The following is a 26029-nucleotide window of genomic DNA, read 5'->3' on the forward strand; positions in this document are numbered from 1 at the left end:
GCCCGTGCCGGACAGGGTCTCCCCGTGTCGGACGGGTTCCCTCTCCCGGCCGTGGTCCTGCCCGTGCCGGACACGGTCTCCCCGTGTCGGACGGGTTCCCTCTCCCGGCCGTGGTCCTGCCCGTGCCGGACACGGTCTCCCCGTGTCGGACGGGTCCCCTCACCCGGCCGTGGCCCCACCTGCGCCAGCCCTGGCCGCACCGCACATGCGGCACGCGCCGCCGGGTCGGGGCGGCCCCGGCGGGCCACGGGCGGTTACGGCGGTTACGGCGGTTACGGCGGGGACGGGCGGCCCCGGGCGGAGTGCAGGCGGGCCGAGCGCGGCCCGGCGGCGCGCGGGCGGCCCCGGTGGCGCACGGTGTCCGGCGAGAGGGCGCGGCGCGGTCAGCTTCTGCGGAGCAGGCGGGTCGCGCCCGCTGCCACCGTGGTCGCCAGGACCCAGCCCAGCAGGACCAGGGCCGTCGACAGCCACTGCCAGCCGTCGTGCAGCTGCCAGAAGCCCACCTGGCCCAGGTCGATCACCGGGAGGAGGAGGTCGAGGGCGTAGAGAGCCGGGTTCCAGTCCGGGTGTTCGCCGCTCTTCAGCGGGGGCGGTTCCACGCGGGCGAAGGCGAGCGAGCCGGCCGCCCACAGCACCGCCATCCATACCGCCGCCCGGCCCGGCCGGTAGCCGTAGGCGACCGTCCAGTCCTGCGCGTACCCCACCAGCTTCGCGGCGATCGGCAGGCTCTCGCGGCGCCTGCGGTGCTTGGCGAGCAGCACCTCGCGGGCGTCCTCGTCCTCCCCGCCGGCCCGCAGCACGGCGGCGAGCCGCTCGTACGGCTCCGGGTGGTACTCGGCGGTCGCGGCACCCACCCAGCGCAACCGCTTCGCCAGCGGGAACGGCCCGCGCGGCACCAGGTTCTCGTAGGCGAAGCCGCCCATGTGCAGCCGCCCGGGGCCCGGCCAGCTGTCCGCCCGGTCCATCAGGTTGACCACCCGCGCCCCCGACAGCACCACCCGCCCGCGCGCCGGACGCTCGCCCAGGAAGCGCAGCTCGGGCGTCTGCACCCGGCGCAGCGACAGCTCCTGGTCGTCGGTGAAGGTGAACCGCGCGTGCTCCAGGTCCAGCGCGTCGCCGAACCGCCCGTCGTCGAGCCGCACCCCGCCCTCGCACTCGAAACGCTGGATGCGGGTGCCCTGCGCGGGCGTGGTGCCGCGCAGCAGCGGGCTGCCCAGGCCCGCCGGGGTCAGGTACAGCGTGCGCTCCACCGTCAGCTGCGGGGCGTTCAGCGCGTGCCGCGTGTACGGGTTGAGGAGCCGGGCGCCGCGCAGGCTCAGCGACACGCCGACCTGGGCGCTGCGCAGGCTCACCTCGCCGTGCGACTCCAGCATCTCGGCCTGCAGGTCCTGCCCGACCGTCATGCCGTCCGCCGCTATCGAGCGCCCGCTGCGGTCCCGGTGCACGATCGTCTGGTTGAGCAGCAGGTCGGTGCCTATCTGCGCGTCCGTGAGCCGGATGCCGCCCGGGAAGCGGGAGCGCGGCAGGTGCAGGTCGCCCTCGGTGTGCAGTCGGGCCGCCTCCAGGCGCGGCACCGCGCAGTCCACCAGCCGCACCGTCGTGAACCGCGTCTCCGGCAGCAGCACCTCCCGGTCGAAGCGGCAGCGCCGCAACTCCACGTACGGCACCACCGTGCCGCCCGCCAGATCCACCGTGTCGCTGATCCGCACGCCCACCAGCTGCAGCGAGGACACCCGGCCCGCGAGCGCCGGCGGACCGTCGAGGAGCAGCCAGCACACGATGCGGGCCCGCACCGTCCGCTCCGGCCCCCACGGACGCCCGCCGTGCGGGTCGTCGCCGAGCGCGTCGCCGCTGCTCAGGTCGTACACACTGCCGTTGCGGAAGGCCTGCCACATGCCTGCCTCGGCGGTGGTCAGGTCGTCCGGCAGCTCTCCGTCACGATGGCCGGCCCCCTGCGTCACGATGCTTCACTCCCTCCCCGCCTACTCGTCGGTCGCTCACCCTTCGTACAACCGTTCATGCCCACTGAGTGACCTGTCGAACACTCAAAGTGAGCACGGATCGCGTGCGTTCACCGTGGGGCGTGAGGTCCGTCGCGTTCCGTATCAGCCACTGATACGCGCGGACCGTGCCGGACGCGGGTCTGAGAGAATTGGTTCCGTGATCTCGCGAATCGATCTGCGCGGCGACGCCCTCCCCGAGGGCCCCGCCCTGCGCGACCTGCTGCCCCGAGCCGACTTCGACGTCTCGGTCGCCCTGGAGAAGGTGCGTCCGATCTGCGAGGCCGTGCATCATCGCGGGGACGCGGCGCTGATCGACTTCACCGAGCAGTTCGACGGTGTCCGGCTGGAGCGCGTGCGCGTCCCGGCCGAGGAGCTGACCCGCGCGCTGGAGGGCCTCGACGCCGACGTGCGCGCCGCGCTGGAGGAGTCCATCCGCCGCGCGCGTCTCGTCCACCGCGAGCAGCGCCGCACCACGCACACCACGCAGGTGGTGCCCGGCGGTTCGGTCACCGAGAAGTGGGTGCCGGTCGAGCGGGTCGGGCTCTACGTGCCCGGCGGCCGCTCGGTGTACCCGTCGTCGGTGGTCATGAACGTGGTGCCCGCCCAGGAGGCCGGCGTCGGCTCGATCGCGCTCGCCTCGCCCGCGCAGGCGGAGTTCGGCGGCATCCCGCACCCCACCATCCTCGCCGCCTGCGCCCTGCTCGGCGTCGACGAGGTGTACGCCGCGGGCGGCGCCACCGCCGTCGCGATGTTCGCGTACGGCACCGAGTCCTGCCCGCCCGCCAACATGGTCACCGGCCCCGGCAACATCTGGGTCGCCGCCGCCAAGCGCTTCTTCACCGGGAAGATCGGCATCGACGCCGAGGCGGGACCGACCGAGATCGCCGTCCTGGCGGACTCGACCGCCGACCCGGTGCACGTCGCCTCCGACCTGATCAGCCAGGCCGAGCACGACCCGCTGGCCGCCGCCGTCCTGGTCACCGACTCCGCCGAGCTCGCGGACGCGGTGGAGAAGGAGCTGCGGCCGCAGATCGAGGCCACCAAGCACGTCGAGGACCGGATCCGCCCGGCCCTGGCAGGCCGCCAGTCCGCGATCGTCCTCGTCGACGGCCTGGACGAAGGCCTGCGGGTCGTGGACGCCTACGGCGCCGAGCACCTGGAGATCCAGACCGCCGACGCCGCCGCCGTCGCCGACCGGGTCAAGAACGCCGGCGCGATCTTCGTCGGCCCCTGGGCGCCCGTCTCGCTCGGCGACTACGCGGCCGGGTCCAACCACGTCCTGCCCACCGGCGGCTGCGCCTGCCACTCCTCCGGCCTGTCCGTGCAGTCCTTCCTGCGCGGCATCCACATCGTCGACTACACGCGCGACGCGCTCGCCGAGGTCGCGCGGCACGTGGTGACGCTGGCGGAGGCGGAGGACCTGCCCGCGCACGGCGCGGCGATCAAGGCGAGGTTCGAGTGGAAGGTCCCGGAGAGCAAGTGACGTTCGGCATCGACGATCTCCCCGTACGGGACGAGCTGCGCGGCAAGTCCCCCTACGGCGCGCCCCAGCTGGACGTGCCGGTACGGCTGAACACCAACGAGAACCCCTACCCGCTGCCCGAGGCCCTGGTCGAGCGGATCACCGAGCGCGTCCGCGAGGCCGCCCGCGACCTGAACCGCTACCCCGACCGGGACGCGGTCGAGCTGCGCACGAAGCTCGCCGAGTACCTGACGAACACCTCCGGGCACCCTCTGAACGTGAGCAACGTCTGGGCGGCCAACGGCTCCAACGAGGTCATCCAGCAGCTGCTGCAGACCTTCGGCGGCCCGGGCCGCACCGCGATCGGCTTCGAGCCGTCGTACTCGATGCACGGCCTCATCGCGCGCGGCACCGGCACCGGCTGGATCTCCGGGCCGCGCCACGAGGACTTCACCATCGACGTGTCCGCCGCCGTGCGGGCGATCGCCGGGCACCGCCCGGACGTCGTCTTCGTCACCACCCCCAACAACCCGACCGGCAACGCGGTCCCCGCCGAGACGGTCCTCGCCCTCTACGAGGCGGCGCAGGCGGCCAAGCCGTCGATGGTCGTGGTCGACGAGGCGTACATCGAGTTCAGCCACGGCGCCTCCCTGCTGCCCCTGCTGGACGGCCGGCCGAACCTCGTCGTCTCCCGCACCATGTCGAAGGCGTTCGGCGCGGCGGGCCTGCGTCTCGGCTACCTCGCCGCGCACCCGGCCGTCGTCGACGCCGTCCAGCTCGTACGGCTGCCCTACCACCTGTCGGCCGTGACCCAGGCGACCGCGCTGGCCGCCCTGGAGTACACGGACACGCTGCTGAAGTACGTCGAGCAGCTGAAGACCGAGCGGGACCGGCTGGTCGCCGAACTGCGCGCCATCGGCTACGAGGTGACCGAGTCCGACGCCAACTTCGTCCAGTTCGGGCGGTTCGCGGACTCCCACGCCACCTGGCGGAAGATCCTCGACCGGGGCGTCCTGGTCCGGGACAACGGCGTACCGGGATGGCTGCGGGTCAGCGCCGGCACCCCGGAGGAGAACGACGCGTTCCTCGACGCGGTACGTGAAGTCAAGAAGGAGCAGAACACATGAGCCGCGTGGGACGCGTGGAGCGCACGACCAAGGAGACCTCGGTCCTCGTCGAGATCGACCTCGACGGCACCGGCAAGACCGACATCGCCACCGGCGTCGGCTTCTACGACCACATGCTCGACCAGCTCGGCCGGCACGGTCTGTTCGACCTGACCGTGAAGACCGACGGCGACCTGCACATCGACTCCCACCACACCATCGAGGACACCGCCCTCGCGCTGGGGGCCGCCTTCAAGCAGGCACTCGGCGACAAGGTGGGCATCTACCGCTTCGGCAACTGCACGGTCCCGCTGGACGAGTCCCTCGCCCAGGTCACCGTCGACCTCTCCGGCCGCCCCTACCTCGTGCACACCGAGCCCGAGAACATGGCGCCGATGATCGGCGAGTACGACGTGACGATGACCCGGCACATCCTGGAGTCCTTCGTCGCCCAGGCCCAGATCGCCCTGCACGTGCACGTGCCCTACGGACGCAACGCGCACCACATCGTGGAGTGCCAGTTCAAGGCGCTGGCCCGGGCCCTGCGCTACGCCTCCGAGCGCGACCCGCGCGCCGCCGGCATCCTGCCGTCCACGAAGGGCGCGCTGTAACCCATGAACGGTACGTCCACCGCACTGATCGTCGTCGGCCTCTTCCTGGCCGGCGGCATCTACTCCTTCGCCAAGCAGCAGATGCCCAAGGGCCTGATCGTGCTGCTCTCCATCGGCGCCGGCATGTGTCTGCTCGCGGGCGTCCTGAGGCTGGAGGTCTGGAGTTGACCCCGGTGAACCCGAAGCGGGTCGTCGTCTTCGACTACGGCTTCGGCAACGTCCGCTCCGCCGAGCGCGCCCTCGCGCGCGCGGGCGCCGACGTCGAGATCACCCGCGACTACGACAAGGCCATGAACGCCGACGGGCTGCTCGTCCCCGGTGTCGGCGCCTTCGCCGCCTGCATGGACGGCCTCAAGGCCGCCCGCGGCGACTGGATCGTCGACCGCCGGCTGTCGGGCGGACGCCCGGTCATGGGCATCTGCGTCGGCATGCAGATCCTCTTCTCGCGCGGCATCGAGCACGACGTGGAGGCCGAGGGCCTGGACGAGTGGCCCGGCACGGTCGGACCGCTGCAGGCCGACGTCGTGCCGCACATGGGCTGGAACACGGTCGAGGCACCGGCCGACTCCCAGCTCTTCGCCGGCCTGGACGCGGACGCCCGCTTCTACTTCGTGCACTCCTACGCCGTCCACGAGTGGACCCAGGAGGCGCACAACCCGCTGATCGCCGCGCCCAGGGTCACCTGGTCCACGCACGGCAAGCCCTTCGTGGCCGCCGTGGAGAACGGCGCGCTGTGGGCCACGCAGTTCCACCCCGAGAAGTCCGGCGACGCCGGAGCGCAGCTGCTGACCAACTGGATCGAGACCCTGTAGAGATGAGCCCGGTAGAGATGAGCAAGCTCGAACTCCTCCCCGCCGTCGACGTCCGCGACGGCCAGGCCGTCCGCCTCGTGCACGGCGAGTCGGGCACCGAGACCTCCTACGGCTCCCCGCTGGAGGCCGCCCTCGCCTGGCAGCGCTCCGGCGCCGAGTGGCTGCACCTGGTCGACCTGGACGCCGCCTTCGGCACCGGGGACAACCGCGCGCTGATCGCCGAGGTCGCGAAGGCGATGGACATCAAGGTCGAGCTGTCCGGCGGCATCCGCGACGACGACACCCTCGCCGCCGCCCTCGCCACCGGCTGCACCCGGGTGAACCTGGGCACCGCCGCCCTGGAGACCCCCGAGTGGGTCGCCAAGGTCATCGCCGAGCACGGCGACAAGATCGCGGTCGGCCTGGACGTCCGGGGCACCACGCTGCGGGGCCGCGGCTGGACCCGCGACGGCGGCGACCTCTACGAGACGCTGGACCGCCTGAACAAGGAGGGCTGCGCCCGGTACGTCGTCACCGACATCGCCAAGGACGGCACCCTCCAGGGTCCCAACCTGGAGCTCCTGAAGAACGTCTGCGCGGCCACCGACCGGCCGGTCGTCGCCTCGGGCGGCGTGTCGTCCCTGGACGACCTGCGCGCGATCTCCGGGCTCGTCCCGGCCGGTGTCGAAGGAGCCATCGTCGGGAAGGCCCTCTACGCGAAGGCTTTCACGCTGGAAGAGGCCCTGGAGGCTGTGTCGACATGACGTCCGAAGCCGTACGGCGCGTGCAGAGCGGCAGTCCCTGGGAAGAGTCCTTCGGTTTCGCACGCGCCGTGGCGGCGGGCGACCGGGTCGTCGTGGCGGGCACCACGGCCTTCAAGGGCGACGTGCTCTACGGCGAGGGCGACCCGTACGAGCAGACCAAGGTGGCCTTCGCCACCGCCGTCGAGGCGATCGGCGAGTTCGGCCTCGGCATCGGGTCCGTGATCCGGACCCGTGTGTACCTGGCGCATTCGCGCGACGTCGATGAGGTGGGCCGTGCCCACAAGGAGCTGTTCGACTCCGTACGCCCGGCCACGACCCTGCTGGTCGTGGAGGGCTTCATCGACTCGCGGGTCCTGGTGTCGGTCGAAGTGGAAGCGTATAGAGGAGCCGTGGATTCATGACCCTGGCGGTCCGAGTCATCCCCTGCCTGGACGTCGACAACGGCCGGGTCGTCAAGGGCGTCAACTTCCAGAACCTGCGCGACGCGGGCGACCCCGTCGAGATGGCCAAGGTGTACGACGCCGAGGGCGCCGACGAGCTGACGTTCCTGGACATCACCGCCTCGTCGGGCAACCGCGAGACGACCTACGAGGTGGTGCGCCGCACCGCCGAGCAGGTGTTCATCCCGCTGACCGTCGGCGGCGGGGTGCGCACCGCCGAGGACGTCGACAAGCTGCTGCGGGCCGGCGCGGACAAGGTGGGTGTCAACACCGCCGCCATCGCCCGTCCCGACCTGATCCGCGAGATCGCCGAGCGGTTCGGCCGCCAGGTCCTCGTGCTGTCGGTGGACGCCCGCCGCACCGAGGCGGGCACCTTCGAGGTGACCACCCACGGCGGCCGCCGCGGCACCGGCATCGACGCGGTGGAGTGGGCCCACCGGGCGGCCGAGCTGGGCGCGGGGGAGATCCTGCTCAACTCGATGGACGCCGACGGCACGAAGGACGGCTACGACCTGGAGATGCTGGCGGCGGTCCGCAAGCACGTGACCGTCCCGGTCATCGCCTCGGGCGGCGCGGGCAGCCTCGCCCACTTCGCCCCGGCGGTCGAGGCGGGCGCGGACGCGGTCCTGGCGGCCTCCGTCTTCCACTTCGGCGATCTGCGGATCGGCGAGGTCAAGACCGCCCTGCGCGAGGCGGGCCACCCCGTTCGGTAGTTCGAGCAGGCGCTCGTTGGTGGCGGGGGCGGACTCGCCGAAGCCCTCGCTTCTCACCTGCCCGTATGGCTGCGATCACGATCGAGTTCACCGAGGAAGAGCTGGCCGAGCTTGCCGCGGAGGCTCAGGAGCGAGGAGTCGCCGTCGACCGGCTCGCACATGGCGTGCTGATGGAGGGGGTGGCGGTCAGGCGTCGCGAGAGGGGCTCCACCCCTCCGTCGGACTAGGAAAGGAAAATTGCGCAACATCCATTGCGCAATTTTTCTTTCGTGATCTAGCCTGGACGCATGCCGCGTCAGGAGAACCGCCCCATCACCGATCTGGGCACCCTCAAAGCCCTGGCCCATCCGCTGCGCATGCGGCTCTACCGCGGGTTGTGTGTGGCACGCACGGCGACCGCCTCGCAGCTCGCGGAGCAGGTGGACGAGGCCGTCTCACTGGTCAGCTACCACCTGCGCAAGCTGGCCGAGCACGGGTTGGTCGAGGAGGCCGAACCGCAGAGCGCGGATGGCCGGGAGCGGTGGTGGCAGCCGTCCTCGGACGGGGTGAGCATCCGCGACGAGAACTTCCGCGACGCCCCCGAGCGCGCGGCCGCCCACCTCGCGGCCACCCGGCTCTTCCACGAGCAGCGCGCCGACATGTACCGCCGCTACCTCGACGAACGCCCCACCTGGGGCCCCGAGTGGAACTCCGCCGCCCCCGACAACGAGTCACTGCTGCGACTGACGCCCGCCGACCTGGCCGACCTGGCCGCCGAACTGCTCGCCCTGGCGAAGAAGTACGACGAGCGGGGCCGAGCCGCCGAAGTCGCCGGCGACACCGAGGGGCGCGAGAACGTCGCCCTGCACGTCTACGGATTCCCCTTCCGTGTCTGAGACGACCGCGTCCGTGACGGACGCACACCTACCCGCTGCCGCCTCAGCCCCCGCCCACCGGGACGGCAACGTCCTGCGCTGGGTCGGGGCCTACAGCGCGTCGATGCTCGGTGACAGCGTCTTCTTCCTCGCGCTGTCCTGGGCCGCTGTGCGGCAGGGCAGTCCCGCCGAGGCCGGGATGGTCACAGCCGTGAGCGCGGTGCCGCGTGCGCTGCTCATGCTCGGCGGGGGAGTGGTCGTCGACCGGTTGGGACCGCGCAGGGTCGTCATCGGCAGCGACGCCGTACGGTGCGCGGCGGTCCTCGCGGTGGCCGCGCTGCTCTTCGCCACCGACCCCGGACTGTGGCTCCTGGCCCTGCTCGCTCTCGTCTTCGGCGCGGTGGACGCCCTCTTCATGCCCGCCGTCGGAGCCCTCCCCGCGCGCATCACCACCAAGGACCAGCTCGCCCGCGTCCAGGGCATGCGCGGCCTCGCCGTCCGCCTGTCCTCCGTCGTGGGCGCCCCGCTCGGCGGCCTCGGCGTGGCGCTCGGCGGTGCGGCGGCGGCCTTCGCGCTCGCCGGGGTACTGATCGCCGTGTCGGTGCCGCTGCTGGTCTCCGTACGGATGCGCGGGCTGCCACCCGACGACACGGCCACAGCCGAGGGCGGCACCGCGTGGCGGGACCTGCGGGACGGGCTCCGGTACATTCGCCGGCACCGCGTCCTCGGGCCGCTGATGCTGGTCATCGCCCTCGGCGACCTCGGCTTCGTCGGTCCGCTCAACATCGGTCTGGCCCTGCTCGCCGACGAACGCGGCTGGGGAGCCTCCGGCATGGGCTGGGTGCTCGCCGGGTTCGGGATCGGCGCCGGGGCGGCCGCCCTGCTGCTGACCGTCCGGGGACGCGTGCCGCACGCCGGGTACGTCGTCGCCGGCGCCCTCGTCCCCGGCGCGGTCGCGATCGGCGCGCTGGCCCAGGCCCCCGCCCTTCCAGTGGCCGTCGGGACGGCGCTGCTCATCGGGCTGCTCGCGGGCCTCAGCGGCGCGCTCTGCGGGGCCCTGCTCCAGACCCAGTCCGCTCCCGCCCTCCTCGGTCGCGTCACGGCGGTCTCCGGCATCGTCAGCCTGGGGATCGCGCCGCTGAGCATGCCCCTGTCCGCCGCCGCCATCGGAGTCTGGGGCACCGGTCCGGTCTTCGCCGTCAGCGCCGCCGTCTGCGGCCTCGGCGGGGTCGTCGCCCTGTGCGCGCCCGGCGTACGGCGGGCCGAGCTGCCGAAGTGAGCGGACCGGGGTTCAGATCCCGAGCTGCTTCGTCTCCCGCAGCCTGGCGATCGCGTCCTTCTCGCCCTCCAGCTCCACCTTCGCGGCGTCCTGCCGGCCGTACGCGAACATCAGCAGCTCGGACGGCTCGCCGGTGGCCGTCACCACCGGCGTGCCCCGGTGGGCGACCGTCGTCTGGCCGTTCGGGCGGCGCAGCACCAGGCCGGTCGGGATGCCCCGGCCCATCAGCCGGGCGGCGCGCTCCAGGCGGGACCACAGGGCGTCCTGGAAGACCGGGTCCAGCTCGCGCGGCGACCAGTCCGGCTGGGCCCGGCGGACGTCCTCGGCGTGGACGTAGAACTCGACCGTGTTCGCCGCCTCGTCGACCTGCTTGAGCTGGAAGGGGGAGAAGCGCGGCGGGCCCGTGCGGATCAGCTGGAGCAGCTCCTCGTACGGCTTCGCGCCGTACTCCTCCCGCACCCGGTGGAGCCGGGACGCCAGTGGCTTGATCAGGGCGCCACCGGCCGCGTCCGGACGCCGCTCGCGCACCACCACGTGCGCGGCCAGGTCACGGGTCCGCCAGCCCTCGCACAGGGTCGGCGCGTCCGGACCCGCCGTCTCCAACAGATCCGCGAGCAGAAGTCGTTCACGCTTGGCGAAAGTCGACATGGAGTCAGCCTACGGCGCCCGGCCGGGTCCGCCCAATGGACGTCCCGCAGGCGTGTCCGTCCCGCGCGGCACAATGGGCGCATGACCAGCAGCTCCCCCACCGGCGGCCCCGGGCGGCCCAGCCCCCTCGCCCCGGAGATCGCCGACCGCCTCAAGCGCAGCGCCGACGGCCTCGTGCCCGCCATCGCCCAGCAGTACGACACCGGTGAGGTGCTGATGCTCGGCTGGATGGACGACGAGGCGCTGCACCGCACGCTGACGACCGGACGCTGCACCTACTGGTCCCGCAGCCGCCGCGAGTACTGGGTGAAGGGCGACACCTCCGGCCACTTCCAGTGGGTGAAGTCCGTGGCGCTGGACTGCGACGCCGACACCGTGCTCGTCAAGGTCGACCAGGTGGGCGCCGCCTGCCACACCGGCGCCCGCACCTGCTTCGACGCCGACGTGCTGCTCGCCGAGGACGCCGCGGGCACCGGCGCGCCCGGCGCGGATCAGTAGGGTCTGCCGCCATGGACGTCACGCATGACATGGACCTCGACACCTTCCGCAAGCTGGCCGCAGACCGCCGGGTGATCCCGGTGAGCCGCAAGCTCCTCGCCGACGGCGACACCCCGGTGGCGCTGTACCGCAAGCTCGCCGCGGAGCGCCCCGGCACCTTCCTGCTGGAGTCCGCGGAGAACGGACGGTCCTGGTCCAGGTACTCCTTCGTCGGCGTCCGCAGCGCCGCCACCCTCACCGAGCAGGACGGGCAGGCCCACTGGCAGGGCACCCCGCCCGTCGGCGTCCCCACCGAGGGCGACCCGCTCGCCGCCCTGCGGGCCACCGTGGAGGCCCTGCACACCCCGCGCGACCTCGCCCACGACCTGGGCCTGCCGCCCTTCACCGGCGGCATGGTCGGCTACCTCGGCTACGACATCGTGCGCCGCCTGGAAAAGGTCGGCCCCGGGGAGCGCGACGACCTGAAGCTGCCCGAGCTGACCATGCTGCTCACCAGCGACCTCGCCGTCATGGACCACTGGGAGGGCTCGGTCCTGCTGATCGCCAACGCGATCAACCACAACGACCTGGAGACCGGCGTCGACGAGGCCTACGCCGACGCGATCGCCCGCCTGGACGCCATGGAGTGCGACCTCACCCGCGCGGTCGCCCAGCCCCCGGCCGCGCTGCCGCCCTCCGAGCTGCCCGAGTACACCGCGCGGTGGGGCGGCCCCGAATTCCAGGACGCCGTCGAGGACATCAAGGAGCGCATCCGCGCGGGCGAGGCCTTCCAGGTCGTCCCCTCCCAGCGCTTCGAGACGCCCTGCACGGCGAGCGCCCTCGACGTGTACCGGGTGCTGCGGGCCACCAACCCCTCCCCGTACATGTACCTGCTCCGCCTCGACGGCTTCGACGTCGTCGGCTCGTCCCCCGAGGCGCTGGTCAAGGTCGAGGACGGACGCGCCCTGGTGCACCCCATCGCCGGCACCCGCCCGCGCGGCGCCACCCCGCAGGAGGACCAGGCCCTCGCCGACGAGCTGCTCGCCGACCCCAAGGAGCGCGCCGAGCACCTGATGCTCGTCGACCTCGGCCGCAACGACCTCGGCCGCGTCTGCGAACCCGGCTCCGTCGAGGTCGTCGACTTCATGTCCGTCGAGCGGTACTCGCACGTCATGCACATCGTCTCCACGGTCACCGGCCGGGTCGCCCCCGACCGCACCGCCTTCGACGTCCTCACCGCCTGCTTCCCGGCCGGCACCCTCTCCGGCGCGCCCAAGCCGCGCGCCCTGCAGATCATCGACGAACTCGAACCCTCCCGGCGCGGCCTGTACGGCGGCTGCGTCGGCTACCTCGACTTCGCCGGCGACTCCGACACCGCCATCGCCATCCGCACGGCGCTGCTGCGCGACGGCACGGCCTACGTGCAGGCGGGCGCCGGCGTGGTCGCCGACTCCGACCCGGTCGCCGAGGACACCGAGTGCCGCAACAAGGCGGCGGCGGTGCTGCGGGCCGTGCACACGGCCAACCGGCTGACGCGATAGGCCAACCCGCGGGAGCGGTGGGGTGATTCTCACGTCGCAGATTCGGAACCCCGGGTGACGGTTCGCCCGGGGTTCGGGTGATAGTGGAGTACGTGACAGCCGTTCCTCACCCCCGCACCCCAGCCGCAGGACCCGCCCGGGCCGGCCGCCGGAGCCTCGCCGTCGCCCTGCTGTGCGGCGCCCTCGGCGCCGCCGTCGTCCTGCTCGCCACCCGGCAGGAATGGGCGGAGGGCACCGCGACCGTGGCCGGCGGAGCCTTCCCGCTGACCGCCAAGGGCAGCGACGTCACGGGCGTGCCCGCGGCGCTCGCCATAGTCGGCCTCGCCGCGCTCGTCGCCGTCTTCGCCGTCCGCCGTGCCGGCCGCTTCGCCGTCGCCGCCGTGCTCGCGCTCAGCGGCGCGGGCACCGTCGTCGCCGCCCTGGTCGGCGCATCCGACGGCTCCGCCCTGGACGACCAGGCGGCCAAGGCGGCCGGCGACACCTCGGCCACCGTCGACGCGCTCTCCCACACCGCCTGGCCGTACGTGGCGGCCGCGGGCGGCGCCCTGCTCCTGCTGGCCGGCCTGCTCGCGCTGCGCTACGGCCGGCTGTGGCCCGCGATGTCCGGCCGCTACGAGCGCGACGGCACCCCGCGCCCGCGCCGCAGGCCGCAGACCGTCGACCCGAACCGCCCCGAGGACCTGTGGAAGGCCATCGACCGCGGGGAGGACCCCACCAGCGCCTGACCCCTGCCGGGGCCCGCGTTCACCCGCCGGCGCACCCCCGCTCACGGCCCGTGCCCCCGTGCGGGACAATGGGTGCGAGCGTCCTGCTCAGACATGGCACACAGCAACGAGGAGCAAGCAATGGCGGGCAGCAGCCACGGTCACACCCCGGCCGCCTGGACCGGTGTCATCATCGCCTTCATCGGTTTCTGCATCGCGGGCATGTTCATGGTGGCGGCCCAGCCGTGGGGCTTCTGGGCCGGCATGGCGGTCGTGCTCCTCGGTGGTGTCGTCGGCTACGTCATGAAGATGATGGGCCTCGGCCAGCCGAAGCAGAACCACTCCGTGCACCAGGTCTCCGGCGAGCACGCGCAGGCCGGCGCCAAGGGCTGACCGAACGGCGGTCGCGGACCTTCTGAGGGGTGGATCGGCACACGGGTGCCGTTCCGCCCCTCAGGTGCGCGCGGGGGCCGCCGGGGGCAAAATGCGGGGCGTGGACGTCGAGAGCGGGAACCCCAGCCGGACCAGCACCCTTCAATTCCGCGGCACGGCCCTGCGCCTGGCCGTTCCCGCCGCGGTGCTCGCGGCCGTCGTCGGGGCCTTCGCCTACGTCGGCAGCGTGGACCCGTACGAGCCGGGCCACTACCCCGTCTGCCCCCTGCTGCGCTTCACGGGGGTGTACTGCCCCGGCTGCGGCGGCCTGCGCAGCGCGCACGCCTTCGTCCACGGGGACCTGACGGCCGCGCTGCACGCCAACGCGCCGGCCGTCCTCGCCTACCTGGGCTTCGCCGTGCTGTGGACCGTCTGGGTGGTCCGCGCGGCGCGGGGCCGTCCGGTGCGGGTCGACCTCGGACCGGTCCACCTGTGGACGCTGGGGACGTTGCTGGTGGTTTTCACCGTTGTCCGGAACCTGCCGTTCGGTGGCTGGCTGATCCCTTGATCATCCACGGAGTGTCCAGGTAATGGGACTGGCGTCGGGCGGATGCGGGACCGGTGCCCGGCTCCGGATACCATCACAGTGACCACACGTTTTGCCGTCTGAAAGGGGGCCGCTCGCGTGAGTGTGCTCGACGAGATCATCGACGGAGTCCGTGCCGACCTCGCGGAGCGGCAGGCGCGCGTCAGCCTCGACGAGCTCAAGGAGCGCGCGGCCAAGGCACGCCCCGCCCAGGACGGCGTGGCCGCGCTGCGCGGCGACGGCGTCAAGGTGATCTGCGAGGTCAAGCGGTCCAGCCCTTCCAAGGGCGCGCTCGCGGCCATCGCCGATCCGGCTGGTCTCGCCGCCGACTACGAGGCGGGCGGCGCCGCCGTCATTTCCGTCCTCACCGAGCAGCGTCGCTTCGGCGGCTCGCTCGCCGACCTGGACTCGGTCCGCGCGCGTGTGGACATCCCCGTCCTGCGCAAGGACTTCATCGTCACCTCGTACCAGCTGTGGGAGGCCCGCGCACACGGCGCCGACCTCGCCCTGCTGATCGTCGCGGCCCTCGAACAGCCGGCCCTGGAGTCGCTGATCGAGCGCGCCGAGTCCATCGGACTCACCCCGCTGGTCGAGGTGCACGACGAGGACGAGGTCGAGCGCGCGGTGGACGCGGGCGCCAAGGTCATCGGCGTCAACGCGCGCAACCTGAAGACGCTCGAGGTCGACCGCGGCACCTTCGAGCGGGTCGCCCCGGAGATCCCCGCGCACATCGTCAAGGTCGCCGAGTCCGGCGTGCGCGGTCCGCACGACCTCATCGCCTACGCCAACGAGGGCGCCGACGCCGTCCTGGTGGGCGAGTCCCTGGTCACCGGTCGCGACCCCAAGACGGCGGTCTCCGACCTGGTGGCGGCGGGCGAGCACCCGGCACTCCGCCACGGCCGGGGCTGACACGCCGGTAGGCTGACCCCGATGACCTCCGTACTCACTCCGGCCCCCCGGGACCCCTACGCCCGCCTCGCGCGCGGCTGCCGGCCCCGGGGCTGCCGCGCGCCCGCACGCAGGGTGCACGGCCGCCGGGTGCGGTACGTCATCGGGGACGAGCCGGGGCAGGTAAATGGCATGCGATGGCTCACGCGCCCCACAAGGGGCGCGGGGCCTCGTTGAATCTGCGACTCCGTCGCGTGGGCGCGACCAGCCACAGCCGGTCCGCAGCCGACACACAGTCCCCGCCCCCACGGCGAACAGTCACCACCAGACACTCACCGTGAGGTTCACGCATGCCCAGCAACTTCTTCATCCCCGACCCGGAGGGGCAGGTCCCCTCCGCCGAGGGTTACTTCGGCGCCTACGGAGGCAAGTTCATCCCCGAGGCCCTCGTCGCCGCCGTCGACGAGGTCGCCGTCGAGTACGACAAGGCGAAGTCCGACCCGGAGTTCGCCCGCGAACTGGACGACCTGCTCGTCCACTACACGGGCCGCCCGTCCTCCCTCACCGAGGTGCCCCGTTTCGCGGAGCATGCAGGCGTAGCCAGGATCTTCCTCAAGCGCGAGGACCTGAACCACACCGGCTCGCACAAGATCAACAACGTGCTCGGTCAGGCCCTGCTCACCAAGCGCATGGGCAAGACCCGCGTCATCGCCGAGACCGGCGCCGGCCAGCACGGCGTGGCGACGGCGACCGCCTGCGCCCTCTTCGGTCTCGACTGCACCATCTACATGGGCGAGATCGACACCCGCCGCCAGGCCCTCAACGTGGCCCGGATGCGGATGCTCGGCGCCGAGGTCATCGCCGTGAAGTCCGGCAGCCGCACGCTGAAGGACGCGATCAACGAGGCGTTCCGCGACTGGGTCGCCAACGTCGACCGCACCCACTACCTGTTCGGCACCGTCGCGGGCCCCCACCCCTTCCCGGCGATGGTCCGCGACTTCCACCGCGTCATCGGCGTCGAGGCCCGCCGCCAGCTCCTGGAGCAGGCCGGACGCCTGCCCGACGCCGCGATCGCCTGCGTCGGCGGCGGCTCCAACGCCATCGGCCTCTTCCACGCCTTCATCCCCGACACGGATGTCCGCCTCATCGGCTGCGAGCCCGCCGGGCACGGCGTCGAGACCGGCGAGCACGCGGCCACCCTGACCGCGGGCGAGCCCGGCATCCTGCACGGTTCCCGGTCCTACGTCCTCCAGGACGACGAGGGTCAGATCACCGAGCCGTACTCGATCTCGGCCGGCCTGGACTACCCGGGCATCGGCCCGGAGCACGCCCACCTCAAGGACTCCGGCCGCGGCGAGTACCGCGCGGTCACCGACGACGCCGCCATGCGGGCCCTGCGCCTGCTGTCGCGCACCGAGGGCATCATCCCGGCCATCGAGAGCGCCCACGCGCTGGCCGGCGCCCTGGAGGTCGGCAAGGAGCTGGGCAAGGACGGGCTGATCGTGGTCAACCTGTCCGGCCGCGGCGACAAGGACATGGACACCGCCGCCCGCTACTTCGGGCTGTACGACACCGACGCCGAGGTTGCCGCCGACGAGACCGGCGCCGCGGAGATCGAGGGGGACGCCAAGTGAGCGGGAACGTACAGCTGCTGAACGACACCCTCGCGGCCGCGAAGTCCGAGGGCCGCGCCGCCCTGATCGCCTACCTCCCGGCCGGGTTCCCGACCGTGGACGGCGGTGTCGAGGCGGTCAGGGCCGCGCTCGACGGCGGCGCCGACGTCGTCGAGGTGGGCCTGCCGCACAGCGACCCGGTGCTCGACGGCCCGGTGATCCAGACCGCCGACGACATCGCCCTGCGCGGCGGCGTGAAGATCGCCGACGTGATGCGCACCGTCCGCGAGGCGCACGCGGCCACCGGCAAGCCGATCCTCGTCATGACGTACTGGAACCCGATCGACCGCTACGGCGTGGAGCGCTTCACCGCCGAGCTGGCCGAGGCGGGCGGCGCCGGGTGCATCCTGCCCGACCTGCCGGTCCAGGAGTCGGCGCTGTGGCGGGAACACGCGGACAAGCACGGGCTCGCCACGGTCTTCGTGGTCGCGCCCAGCAGCAAGGACGCGCGGCTCGCCGAGATCACCGCGGCCGGCAGCGGCTTCGTCTACGCCGCCTCCCTGATGGGTGTCACCGGCACCCGCGAGTCGGTCGGCGCGCAGGCCGAGGATCTGGTGCGGCGCACCCGCGCCACCACCGACACCCCCGTCTGCGTCGGCCTCGGCGTCTCCAACGCCGCCCAGGCCGCCGAGGTGGCCGGCTTCGCCGACGGCGTGATCGTCGGCTCGGCCTTCGTCAAGCGGATGCTGGACGCGCCCGACGACGCGGCCGGCATCGAGGGCGTCCGGGCGCTCGCCGCCGACCTGGCGAAGGGCGTGCGCGGACAGGCGTGAGAGCCCGCACCTGCCGGACGGGCACATGACAGGGGTCCCTCGTACGAGTGGACCTGGGACCGGGGAGGCGCGCTGCGCCTCCCCGGTTCGTTCTGCGGGGTGTGAGCGAGAAGAACCGACAGGGAAAGCGCAGCGCCCGCGAGAAGCTGGCGGCCGAGCGCGCGAAGCAGAAGTCCAGGGACAAGCGCCGCCGTGCGCTGATCGTCGGCGCGAGCGTGGTCTGTGTCCTGGGACTCGCGGCGGTGATCGGCGTGATCGCGGCGAACGCGGGCAAGGACGACGGCACCGAGTCGACCGGCCCGATCGTGGTGCCCTCGGGCGCGCAGGGCAAGGACGGCCTCGCGATCCCCGTCGGCGAGGAGAGTGCCAAGTCGAAGCTCACCGTCTGGGAGGACTTTCGCTGCCCGGCCTGCAAGGCCTTCGAGCTGGCGTACCGCGACACCATCCACGAGCTGACCGACGCGGGGAAGCTCAAGGTCGAGTACCACCTGGCCACGATCATCGACGGCAACATGGGCGGCACCGGCTCCCGCAAGGCGGCCAACGCCGCGGCCTGCGCCCAGGACGCCGGAAAGTTCCCCGCCTACCACGACGTGCTGTACGACAACCAGCCCCCGGAGACCGACGACGCCTTCGCCGACGAGGGCAAGCTGCTCGACCTGGCGGGCAAGGTCGACGGCCTCGACACCACCCGCTTCCAGGAGTGCGTGAAGAACGGCAGGCACAACAGCTGGGTGGAGAAGTCCAACAAGGCCTTCCAGGACGGCGGCTTCAGCGGCACCCCCACGGTGCTCCTGGACGGCAAGAACATCTACCAGGACCGCTCCATGACCCCGGCCAAGCTGAAGCAGATGGTGGAGGACGCCGACAAGTAGCGCGCCCGCTCGTTACGGACCCGTAGCCGGGCTGCCCGCCGCGCTCCCCGTCCGACACGGTAGCGTCGACCTTGCCATGGAACTTGCCTTCATTCCCAGCCCGTCGCGCGGGGTGCTGTACCTCGGCCCCATCCCGCTGCGCGGCTACGCGTTCTGCATCATCATCGGCGTCTTCGTTGCCGTCTGGCTCGGCAACAAGCGCTGGATCGCCCGGGGCGGGCGGCCGGGCACGGTGGCCGACATCGCGGTCTGGGCCGTTCCCTTCGGCCTGGTCGGCGGACGCCTCTACCACGTGATCACGGACTACCAGCTGTACTTCAGCGAGGGCCGTGACTGGGTCGACGCCTTCAAGGTCTGGGAGGGCGGACTGGGCATCTGGGGCGCGATCGCGTTCGGCGCGGTGGGCGCCTGGATCGGCGCCCGGCGCCGGGGCGTCCCGATGCCCGCGTACGCCGACGCCGTCGCCCCCGGCATCGTCCTCGCGCAGGCCATCGGCCGCTGGGGCAACTGGTTCAACCAGGAGCTGTACGGCAAGGCGACCGACCTGCCGTGGGCCGTGGAGATCACCTCGACGGCCGACGGTCGGGTGCCGGGCACCTACCACCCGACCTTCCTGTACGAGTCGCTGTGGTGCATCGGCGTCGCGCTGCTCGTCATCTGGGCCGACCGCCGCTTCCGGTTGGGCCACGGGCGGGCCTTCGCCCTGTATGTCGCGGCGTACTGCGCGGGCCGGTTCTGGATCGAGTACATGCGCGTCGACGACGCCCACCACATCCTCGGCCTGCGCCTGAACAACTGGACCGCGCTCTTCGTGTTCCTGCTCGCCGTGCTGTACATCGTGCTCTCGGCGCGGATGCGACCGGGCCGGGAGGCCGTGGTGGAGCCGGGCGCGGAGACCGCCGCCGGGGAGGCCGGGGTCGACGGGGAGAAGGACGCGGGGGCGGCCTCCGCGGAGGCCGGCGCCGACGACCCGGACACCGCGAAGAAGGACAAGGACGCGGACACCCCGGGGGAGACCGACGCCCCCGGGGCGGCCGAGGCCCCCGAGGACGCGGCGGACGCCGAGGGTGTGAAGAACGGCGCCGACTCCGCCAAGAAGGGCTGACCCCGCCCGACGTACGTGCCGCCGAGGGCGCCCGGGACTCCCCGGGCGCCCTCGGCGCGTGCAGGGCGGAAGCTTTCAGGGCAGGGTGGGCCGCCTGGCCAGCGACAGGGTGCGCCGGGCCGTCGCCACCACCGCCGCGTCGACGAACCGGCCGTCCGGCAGCGCCTGCGCGCCCGGCTGTACCGAGGCCGCCTTCACGACGGTCTCCGCCTCCTCCAGCTCCCGCTCGGTCGGCAGATACGCCCGCTCGATGATCGGCAGCTGGCGGGGGTGGATCGCGGCCCGCCCCAGGAAACCCAGGGCCCGCCCGTGGGCGCACGACGCCGCCAGGCCCTCCAGGTCCCGGGTGTCCGGATGCACGGTCTGAGAGGGCGGCGCCAGACCCGCCGCCCGCGCGGCCACGACCGCCCGCGAGCGCGACCAGTCCAGGCCGGCGTCCCCGCGCACGCCCAGGTCGGCCCTCAGGTCCGCCTCACCGAGGGCGATGCCGCGCAGCGCCGGGTGCGCGGCGGCGATCCGGTACGCCCGCTCCACCCCCAGCGCCGTCTCCAGCAGCGCGTACAGCGGCGGCCCGCCGGTGCGCTCGGCGACCTCGGTGATCTGCTCCGGTGCCGTCACCTTGGGCAGCCGCAGCCCGGACAGCCCCGGCAGTGCGGCCAGCGCCGTCAGGTCCCGGGCGGCGAGCGGACCGTCCAGGGCGTTGACGCGGACGTGCACCGGCACCGGCTGGGGCTCGGTGAGCAGCTCGGCCGTGGCGTCGCGGGCGTACTCCTTGCGGTCGGCGGCGACCGCGTCCTCCAGGTCGACCACCACCACGTCCGCACCGGCGGCCAGCGCCTTGGCCACCACCCGGGGCCGGTCCCCGGGGGCGTACAACCAGGTCAGCGCGGGTGCGGTCAGCGATGCGGCCAGGGGTGCGGTCATACGACGCCCTCCTCGCGCAGCTCCTTGACGTCCGCCGGGGTGAGCCCCAGCCCGGTGAGCACCTCCTCGGTGTCGGCGCCGTGCGGGCGGCCCGCCCAGCGGATCCCGCCCGGGGTGGCGGAGAGCCGGAAGAGGACGTTCTGCATCCGCAGCGGGCCCAGCTCGGGATCGTCGACCGTGGTGACGGTGTCCAGGGCCTGGTACTGCGGGTCGGCCATCACGTCCCGCACGTCCTGGACCGGCGCCACGGCGGCCTCGGCCTTCTCGAACGCGGCGAGCACGTCGGCGCGGGAGTGCCGGGCGATCCAGTCGCCCACCGCCGCGTCCAGCACGTCCGCGTGCCGGGCCCGCTCGGCACCCGTCGTGAACCAGGGCTCGTCGATCAGCTCCGGGCGGCCCACCAGCCGCATCACCCGCTCGGCGACGGACTGCGCCGAGGTGGACACGGCGACCCAGCTGCCGTCGGCGGTGCGGTAGGTGTTGCGCGGGGCGTTGTTCTGCGAGCGGTTGCCGGTGCGCGGTTGGACGTGGCCGAGCTGGTCGTACCAGAGGGGCTGCGGGCCCAGCACGGTCAGGATCGGCTCGATGATCGCCATGTCGACGACCTGGCCCTCGCCGGTGCGCTCCCGGGCGGCCAGCGCGGTCATCACCGCGTACGCCGTCGCCAGCGCCGCGATGGAGTCGGCGAGGCCGAACGGCGGCAGCGTCGGCGGCGCGTCCGGCTCGCCGGTCATCGCGGCGAAGCCGCTCATGGCCTCGGCGAGGGTGCCGAAACCGGGGCGGCGCGCGTACGGGCCGAACTGGCCGAAGCCGGTGACCCGGGTCAGGACCAGGCGCGGATTGACGGCGGACAGCTCGTCCCAGCCCAGGTCCCACTTCTCCAGAGTGCCCGGCCGGAAGTTCTCGACGACGACGTCGGCGGTGGCGGCGAGCCGGAGGAGGGTGGCGCGCCCCGCGGGTTTCGACAGGTCCAGGGTGATCGTGTGCTTGTTGCGGCCCAGCAGCTTCCACCACAGCCCGATCCCGTCCTTCGACGGGCCGTGCCCCCGGGACGGATCGGGCCGGGTGGGGTGCTCGACCTTGATCACCTCGGCGCCGAAGTCACCGAGCATGGTGGCGGCGAGCGGCCCCGCGAAGAGGGTGGCGAGGTCGAGGACGCGCAGGCCGGCCAGCGGGCCCGGGGAGGCGGCGGTCGCAGAGGTCACGTCGGGCTCGGACATGGGCGGGTGGCCTCCCGGTGGGTGAGGTGGGCGAGGGTGTCGAAGCCGGTGCCGTCGAACCCGCCGACGGAGGTGGCCAGGCGGTTCTTCAGCGGGGCCGTCCAGTGCTCGGGCAGCGCGGCCGGGGAACCGGCGAGCAGCCCGGCGACGCCGCCGACGGTGGCGCCGTTGGAGTCGGTGTCCCAGCCGCCGGAGACGACGCGCGAGACCGAGCCGGTGAAGTCGCCGTCCGCGTGGGTGAGCGCGGCGGCGATCAGGGCGGCGTTGGGAACGGCGTGCACCCAGTGGTGCGCGGGGGAGTGCACGGCGTGGAGCTCGTCCACGACCGTGTCGAAGTCGTCGTGCGCGCCGGCGAGCCGTACGGCGTGCCGGACCGCCCCGGCGAGACGCGAGCCGGGCGGTACGACCGCGAGGCCCGCGCGCAGACAGGCGTGGACGTCGGGCGCGTCGGCGGGGGCGGCGGTGGCGACGACGGCCGCCGCGAACATCGCCGCGTAGACGCCGTTGGCCGTGTGGCTGAGGACCGCGTCGCGGTGCGCCTGTCCGGCCGCGGCGGCCGGGTCGCCGGGGTTGGTCCAGCCGTGCACGTCGGCGCGGATGAGAGCGCCGATCCACTCGCGGAAGGGGTTGTGGTGCCGGGCGGTGTCCGGGGGCTCGAGTCCGGTGAGGAGGTTGCGGAGGGCGACGCGCTCGGCGGTGAAGGTGCGGCCGGGCGGGAGTTCGTCGAGCCAGAGGCGGGCCACGTCGTCGGTGGTGAAGGCCCTGCCGTGGCGCTGGAGGAGCAGCAGGTTCAGGAGCGGGTAGTTGAGATCGTCGTCCTCCGGCATGCCGTCGATGTTCTCGGCGAGGGAGGTGGGCGCGGACCGCCGGTTCCAGGGGTAGCTGGCGAGCAGGTCGCCAGGGACGCCCCGGGCCGTGAAGTACGAGGTCGGGGGCCAGTTGCCGACGGCCCGCCCGAGGAGACGGATGCCGGTCAGGGGCAGCTTCTCGACGGGCTTGCCCAGCAGACACCCGACGGCGCGACCGAGCCAGGCGGCCTCCAGCCGGGCGGGGGACACGGCGCCGGCGGGGCGCGGGGACGGCCAGTCGGGGCACAGCGCTCCGATCCGGCCGAGCTCCGTCGGCTCGTCGTCCGCCGACGGGCACGCCAGGCGGGCCAGTTCGTCCAGGAGGTCTTCCGCGAGACGGCGCAGGCGGGGGGAGACCGGCCGGGCGGAGGCACCTGCCCGGGGCGGGGCCTCGCCGCCGCCCGCTGCCCGCCAGCGGGCCGCGACCGCCGCCGCGTCGCGGCCGTCCAGCCGCGCCTGGCGCAGCTCGTGGCCGACCAGGTCCTCGGGCTGCACCCAGGTCAGCCGGAGCATCCCGCGCCCCCGATCGCGGCGAACGCCTCCTCGTGCGCACGGCGCCCGCGCACGTCCCGCTCGAAGACCTCCCGCGCGACCTCGGTGAGCGTCGCCGCCGGTGCCCACAGGTCCAGGCGGCTCGCCTCCGCGACGGTCTTGGCCCAGTCCTCGGGCACCGGCGACCCCAGGGCTCCGGCGAGCGCGCCCGCCATCGTGGCGATGGAGTCGCAGTCGCGGCCGTAGTTGACCGCGCCGAGCACGGCGTGCCGGAAGTCGCCGCCGGAGACGAGCAGCATGCCGAGGGCGACGGGCAGTTCCTCGATCGCGTGCAGGCGCGAGGGGCGGCGGGCGCCCAGCGAGGGGGCGCGGTAGTCGGGGCCCACGGTGTCGTACGGGGCCACCGCCGCCCGCATCGGTGCCAGCGCCGACTCGAAGTCCGAGTGGTGGGCGGCCACGTCGCACACGGCCCCGATCGCCGCCCGGGTGCCGTCCTTGGCCAGGGCCAGGCAGGCGGCCACCACGGAGTCCGGGGTCGCCCCCGGATCGCACGCCGCGGCCACCGCCGCCGCGAAGACGCCGGCCGCCTCACGGCCGTACGACGACTGGTGTGCGCCCGCGACGTCCAGGGCCTCGGCGTAGGCCGCCACGGGGTTCGCCGCGTTGACCAGGCCGACCGGGGCCATGTACATCGCGGCACCGCAGTTGACGATGTTGCCGGTGCCGGCCTCGCGCGGGTCCACATGGCCGTAGTGAATACGCGCGACCAGCCACTTCTCGGCGAGGAAGATCCGCTGGAGCGGGAGCGCCTCGGCCTCCAGCTCCGGGATCCAGCGCGGGTTCGTGATCAGGTCGGGGACCAGGTGCTCGGCGATGGCGTACGCGTCGAGGTGGTCGCGGACCGTGCCGTAGACCCGGACCAGCGCGTGCGTCATCAGGGTGTCGTCGGTGACGTGGCCGTCGCCCTTGTGGTACGGCGCGAGTGGACGGGCGGTGCGCCAGGCGTCGCCGCTCCAGGGGCCGACGACGCCGTGGACGCGGCCGCCGTGGCGTTCGAGGATCTGCTCGGGGGAGTAGCCCTCGACGGGGCCGCCGAGCGCATCGCCTACGGCGGCGCCGACGAGCGCGCCGGTGACCCGCTCGTCGAGGGGCACGGTGGTGCCGCGGTCCGGGGGTGTGGAGGTCATGGGGCGGTGCCTCGTCCTTCCGGTCGGGACGCTTGCGTGGCGTGCAGGAGAGCGGCGAGTTCGACCAGGTCGGTCCCGGTGAGCCGGGGCAGTACGCAGCCGGGCAGGGTGCGGCAGGCTTCCCGCCAGGGCGCGGGGAGCGACGTGCCGCCGCCGAGTGCGCCGGTGAGGGCGCCGGCCAGCGCGGGGCCGGAGTCCGCGACCCGGGACAGACAGGCCGCCGCCGGCACGGCGTCGGCGATGCGGCCCCGGGCGGCGCGGGCCAGGGCGAGGGCGACCGGGACGGTCTCGGCGGCGGCGATGCCGTAGCTGTAGACGTGGTCGACGATGCGGTGCTCGAGGAGCGGGACCAGGGCGAAGGTGCTCTCGGCGTCCGTCGCGAGGGCCAGGGCCTGGCGGGCGTTGCGGCCGATCTCCGTCCCCTCGGGGAGCTCCGCGAGCGCGGCCGTCGTACAGGCGTCCACGTCGGCGCCGTCGAGGGCGCAGGCCAGCGCCGCCGCCATGGCCCGGGCGCCGTGCACGCCGTCGCCGTCCTGGGTGTAGCGGGCGTCGAACTCGGCGAGGTCGGCGGCGGGGCGCGGGGCGCCGGGGTGGGCGACGGCCAGGACGCAGGCCCGTACGCAGGCGGCGTCGTCGAAGTAGTGCGGGTTGTCGTGGCCGGTGGCGGGCGGGCGCAGACCGGTTGCGAGGTTGCCGAGCCCGGAGCGCACCGAGATGCGGGCGCGCAGGGGCAGCACCGCCGACTCGACCTCGGGGGCGCGGTCGGCCGCCGCGGCGACGTCGCTGGCGACGGCGTTCCAGGTCAGGTCGATCGCGGCGCGCATCCGGCGGTCCCGGCTCAGGTCCCCGAGCAGACTGTCGTCGCCCGCCCGCAACACCGCCTCCGCCGCGAACGCCGCCCACTCGGCGTCGTCCGAGGGGCCGAGGCGCAGCGGTTCCGGCGACTGGTTCAGGGCGATGGGGACGGGGAGGGTGGTGGTCGCGTTCTGCTCGGCGAAGGTGTCCAGCTCGCGGGTGAGGCGACGCGTCCACTCCGGCATCCGGGCGGCCCGGTGCCGGGCGGCGGGCCAGCCGGCGGCGTCTCCGGCGGCGAGCCCGAGCAGCAGCCCCTCGATGCGGTCGGCGAGCGACACGGTGCCACCGGACGCCACGGCCGGCCCCGGCTCCGCCCCCGGCCGGTGCCCGCTCCCCGCGAACCCGCCGGCCTCCGGCACACCGGGCCCTTCGACGTACGCCGTGACGCCCGTCGCCCGGACCTCACCGCGCGCCCTGCTCACGACGTCGCCTCGGCCGCGCGGGCGCCCGGGGCGGGCGGGTGCGCGGCCGGGCGGGGCGGGGGCCGGGTGCCACCGTCGCCGAGCGGGAGCGCGCCGGTGGAAGCTTCGCCCGGTACGAGGGGCGCGGCCGTCCCGGGACCCGGCGTCGCCCGCCCCGCCTCCTGCACCGACGCCTCGGTCGCCTCCGACGGCGCCCGCCCGGAGTCCCTCGCCACCCGCGGCGCACCGCGGGGTGCCTGCGCCTTGCCCGGCCGCACCCGCGTTCGTACCGCGTCCGCAGGCGCCGCCGACGTCGCCGTGTCCACCGGCGCCGGCTCGGCGTCCGGCGGCGGGGCTCCCACGCCCGGTCGTGGGGGTTCTGGGGTGGGCGGCCGCTGTTCCGTGTTCCGTGCCGCACCCGGTGGTGGGGCTCCCGC

General features: G+C 73.7%; 28 protein-coding genes. 21 read left to right on the forward strand and 7 right to left on the reverse strand.

Annotated features, from left to right (window positions below; translation table 11 throughout):
* Window positions 1–383 precede the first annotated feature (383 nt).
* On the reverse strand, window positions 384–1961 hold the full coding sequence (locus AB0P07_RS15990) for an oxidoreductase (RefSeq protein WP_365550617.1): 1578 nt from the start codon (window positions 1959–1961) through the stop codon (window positions 384–386).
* A 199-nt stretch (window positions 1962–2160) separates the two neighbouring features.
* Between AB0P07_RS15990 and hisD the strand changes: the two genes are divergently transcribed.
* The 11 genes from hisD to AB0P07_RS16045 all read left to right on the forward strand — a co-directional run bounded on the left by hisD (window position 2161) and on the right by AB0P07_RS16045 (window position 10023).
* The gene (hisD, locus tag AB0P07_RS15995; RefSeq protein ID WP_365550620.1) at window positions 2161–3486 is read left to right on the forward strand and encodes a histidinol dehydrogenase; all 1326 of its coding nucleotides are present in this window, start codon (window positions 2161–2163) and stop codon (window positions 3484–3486) included.
* Window positions 3483–4592 (forward strand): histidinol-phosphate transaminase, encoded by a 1110-nt coding sequence (locus AB0P07_RS16000; protein ID WP_365550623.1) that lies wholly within the window; start codon window positions 3483–3485, stop codon window positions 4590–4592. The genes hisD and AB0P07_RS16000 overlap by 4 nt, the downstream gene beginning before the upstream one ends.
* Window positions 4589–5182 carry an imidazoleglycerol-phosphate dehydratase HisB gene (gene hisB, locus AB0P07_RS16005; protein WP_007448566.1) on the forward strand — a complete coding sequence of 198 codons (594 nt, stop codon included), beginning with the start codon at window positions 4589–4591 and terminating at the stop codon, window positions 5180–5182. The genes AB0P07_RS16000 and hisB overlap by 4 nt, the downstream gene beginning before the upstream one ends.
* Before the next feature lie 3 nt (window positions 5183–5185).
* Entirely contained in the window at window positions 5186–5350 is a 165-nt protein-coding gene (locus AB0P07_RS16010) for a hypothetical protein (RefSeq protein ID WP_199561042.1), read from the forward strand.
* Window positions 5347–5994, forward strand: a complete 648-nt coding sequence (hisH, locus tag AB0P07_RS16015) for an imidazole glycerol phosphate synthase subunit HisH (RefSeq protein WP_365550627.1) — start codon at window positions 5347–5349, stop codon at window positions 5992–5994. The genes AB0P07_RS16010 and hisH overlap by 4 nt, the downstream gene beginning before the upstream one ends.
* Window positions 5995–6011: 17 nt before the next feature.
* Window positions 6012–6737, forward strand: coding sequence for a bifunctional 1-(5-phosphoribosyl)-5-((5-phosphoribosylamino)methylideneamino)imidazole-4-carboxamide isomerase/phosphoribosylanthranilate isomerase PriA (gene priA / locus AB0P07_RS16020; RefSeq protein WP_061445275.1), 726 nt, complete (start codon window positions 6012–6014; stop codon window positions 6735–6737).
* Complete coding sequence (locus AB0P07_RS16025; protein WP_365550630.1) at window positions 6734–7138, forward strand: RidA family protein; 405 nt, start codon at window positions 6734–6736, stop codon at window positions 7136–7138. The genes priA and AB0P07_RS16025 overlap by 4 nt, the downstream gene beginning before the upstream one ends.
* Complete coding sequence (hisF, locus tag AB0P07_RS16030; protein ID WP_365550633.1) at window positions 7135–7890, forward strand: imidazole glycerol phosphate synthase subunit HisF; 756 nt, start codon at window positions 7135–7137, stop codon at window positions 7888–7890. The genes AB0P07_RS16025 and hisF overlap by 4 nt, the downstream gene beginning before the upstream one ends.
* A 65-nt stretch (window positions 7891–7955) precedes the next feature.
* The gene (locus tag AB0P07_RS16035) at window positions 7956–8117 is read left to right on the forward strand and encodes a hypothetical protein (RefSeq protein ID WP_365550636.1); all 162 of its coding nucleotides are present in this window, start codon (window positions 7956–7958) and stop codon (window positions 8115–8117) included.
* A 60-nt stretch (window positions 8118–8177) separates the two neighbouring features.
* Window positions 8178–8765 (forward strand): helix-turn-helix domain-containing protein, encoded by a 588-nt coding sequence (locus AB0P07_RS16040; protein ID WP_365550639.1) that lies wholly within the window; start codon window positions 8178–8180, stop codon window positions 8763–8765.
* Window positions 8758–10023, forward strand: a complete 1266-nt coding sequence (locus tag AB0P07_RS16045; protein WP_365550642.1) for an MFS transporter — start codon at window positions 8758–8760, stop codon at window positions 10021–10023. Before AB0P07_RS16040 ends, AB0P07_RS16045 begins: the two co-directional genes overlap by 8 nt.
* A gap of 12 nt (window positions 10024–10035) precedes the next feature.
* Here the strand turns inward: AB0P07_RS16045 and AB0P07_RS16050 are convergent, their stop codons facing one another.
* Entirely contained in the window at window positions 10036–10671 is a 636-nt protein-coding gene (locus tag AB0P07_RS16050; RefSeq protein WP_102932554.1) for a TIGR03085 family metal-binding protein, read from the reverse strand.
* Window positions 10672–10752: 81 nt separating this feature from the next.
* Here AB0P07_RS16050 and hisI point away from each other — a divergent pair, with 81 nt between their 5' ends.
* From hisI to lgt, 10 genes are all read left to right on the forward strand, one after another.
* Window positions 10753–11169, forward strand: a complete 417-nt coding sequence (hisI, locus tag AB0P07_RS16055; protein ID WP_365550646.1) for a phosphoribosyl-AMP cyclohydrolase — start codon at window positions 10753–10755, stop codon at window positions 11167–11169.
* 11 nt (window positions 11170–11180) lie between these two features.
* Entirely contained in the window at window positions 11181–12689 is a 1509-nt protein-coding gene (locus tag AB0P07_RS16060) for an anthranilate synthase component I (RefSeq protein WP_365550649.1), read from the forward strand.
* An 83-nt stretch (window positions 12690–12772) separates the two neighbouring features.
* On the forward strand, window positions 12773–13414 hold the full coding sequence (locus AB0P07_RS16065) for a TIGR02234 family membrane protein (protein WP_365550652.1): 642 nt from the start codon (window positions 12773–12775) through the stop codon (window positions 13412–13414).
* 120 nt (window positions 13415–13534) lie between these two features.
* A complete protein-coding gene (locus tag AB0P07_RS16070; RefSeq protein WP_365550654.1) occupies window positions 13535–13786 on the forward strand; it encodes an HGxxPAAW family protein in 252 nt (83 codons plus the stop codon).
* A 91-nt stretch (window positions 13787–13877) separates the two neighbouring features.
* Window positions 13878–14333 (forward strand): DUF2752 domain-containing protein, encoded by a 456-nt coding sequence (locus tag AB0P07_RS16075; RefSeq protein ID WP_365550657.1) that lies wholly within the window; start codon window positions 13878–13880, stop codon window positions 14331–14333.
* 117 nt (window positions 14334–14450) lie between these two features.
* Window positions 14451–15260: an indole-3-glycerol phosphate synthase TrpC gene (trpC, locus tag AB0P07_RS16080; protein WP_365550659.1), complete on the forward strand. Its 810-nt coding sequence runs from the start codon at window positions 14451–14453 to the stop codon at window positions 15258–15260.
* Window positions 15261–15589: 329 nt separating this feature from the next.
* Window positions 15590–16873 (forward strand): tryptophan synthase subunit beta, encoded by a 1284-nt coding sequence (trpB, locus tag AB0P07_RS16085; protein ID WP_365550662.1) that lies wholly within the window; start codon window positions 15590–15592, stop codon window positions 16871–16873.
* Window positions 16870–17685 carry a tryptophan synthase subunit alpha gene (gene trpA, locus AB0P07_RS16090; protein ID WP_365550665.1) on the forward strand — a complete coding sequence of 272 codons (816 nt, stop codon included), beginning with the start codon at window positions 16870–16872 and terminating at the stop codon, window positions 17683–17685. The genes trpB and trpA overlap by 4 nt, the downstream gene beginning before the upstream one ends.
* A gap of 101 nt (window positions 17686–17786) precedes the next feature.
* Window positions 17787–18560 carry a thioredoxin domain-containing protein gene (locus tag AB0P07_RS16095; RefSeq protein WP_365550668.1) on the forward strand — a complete coding sequence of 258 codons (774 nt, stop codon included), beginning with the start codon at window positions 17787–17789 and terminating at the stop codon, window positions 18558–18560.
* 76 nt (window positions 18561–18636) lie between these two features.
* Entirely contained in the window at window positions 18637–19665 is a 1029-nt protein-coding gene (gene lgt / locus AB0P07_RS16100) for a prolipoprotein diacylglyceryl transferase (RefSeq protein WP_365550671.1), read from the forward strand.
* 75 nt (window positions 19666–19740) lie between these two features.
* Here lgt and AB0P07_RS16105 read toward each other — a convergent pair whose 3' ends face one another.
* The 5 genes from AB0P07_RS16105 to AB0P07_RS16125 are packed head-to-tail and all read right to left on the reverse strand — an operon-like array spanning window position 19741 to window position 25613.
* The gene (locus AB0P07_RS16105) at window positions 19741–20565 is read right to left on the reverse strand and encodes a CoA ester lyase (RefSeq protein ID WP_365551278.1); all 825 of its coding nucleotides are present in this window, start codon (window positions 20563–20565) and stop codon (window positions 19741–19743) included.
* 20 nt (window positions 20566–20585) lie between these two features.
* Complete coding sequence (locus AB0P07_RS16110) at window positions 20586–21809, reverse strand: CoA transferase (RefSeq protein ID WP_365550674.1); 1224 nt, start codon at window positions 21807–21809, stop codon at window positions 20586–20588.
* Window positions 21791–23170 (reverse strand): ADP-ribosylglycohydrolase family protein, encoded by a 1380-nt coding sequence (locus AB0P07_RS16115; RefSeq protein WP_365550677.1) that lies wholly within the window; start codon window positions 23168–23170, stop codon window positions 21791–21793. The genes AB0P07_RS16110 and AB0P07_RS16115 overlap by 19 nt, the downstream gene beginning before the upstream one ends.
* Complete coding sequence (locus AB0P07_RS16120; protein ID WP_365550680.1) at window positions 23158–24336, reverse strand: ADP-ribosylglycohydrolase family protein; 1179 nt, start codon at window positions 24334–24336, stop codon at window positions 23158–23160. The genes AB0P07_RS16115 and AB0P07_RS16120 overlap by 13 nt, the downstream gene beginning before the upstream one ends.
* Window positions 24333–25613, reverse strand: a complete 1281-nt coding sequence (locus AB0P07_RS16125; RefSeq protein WP_365550683.1) for an ADP-ribosylglycohydrolase family protein — start codon at window positions 25611–25613, stop codon at window positions 24333–24335. The genes AB0P07_RS16120 and AB0P07_RS16125 overlap by 4 nt, the downstream gene beginning before the upstream one ends.
* Window positions 25614–26029: the final 416 nt, after the last annotated feature.

The organism is Streptomyces sp. NPDC085944, from assembly GCF_040686295.1.
Lineage (GTDB): Bacteria > Actinomycetota > Actinomycetes > Streptomycetales > Streptomycetaceae > Streptomyces > Streptomyces salinarius.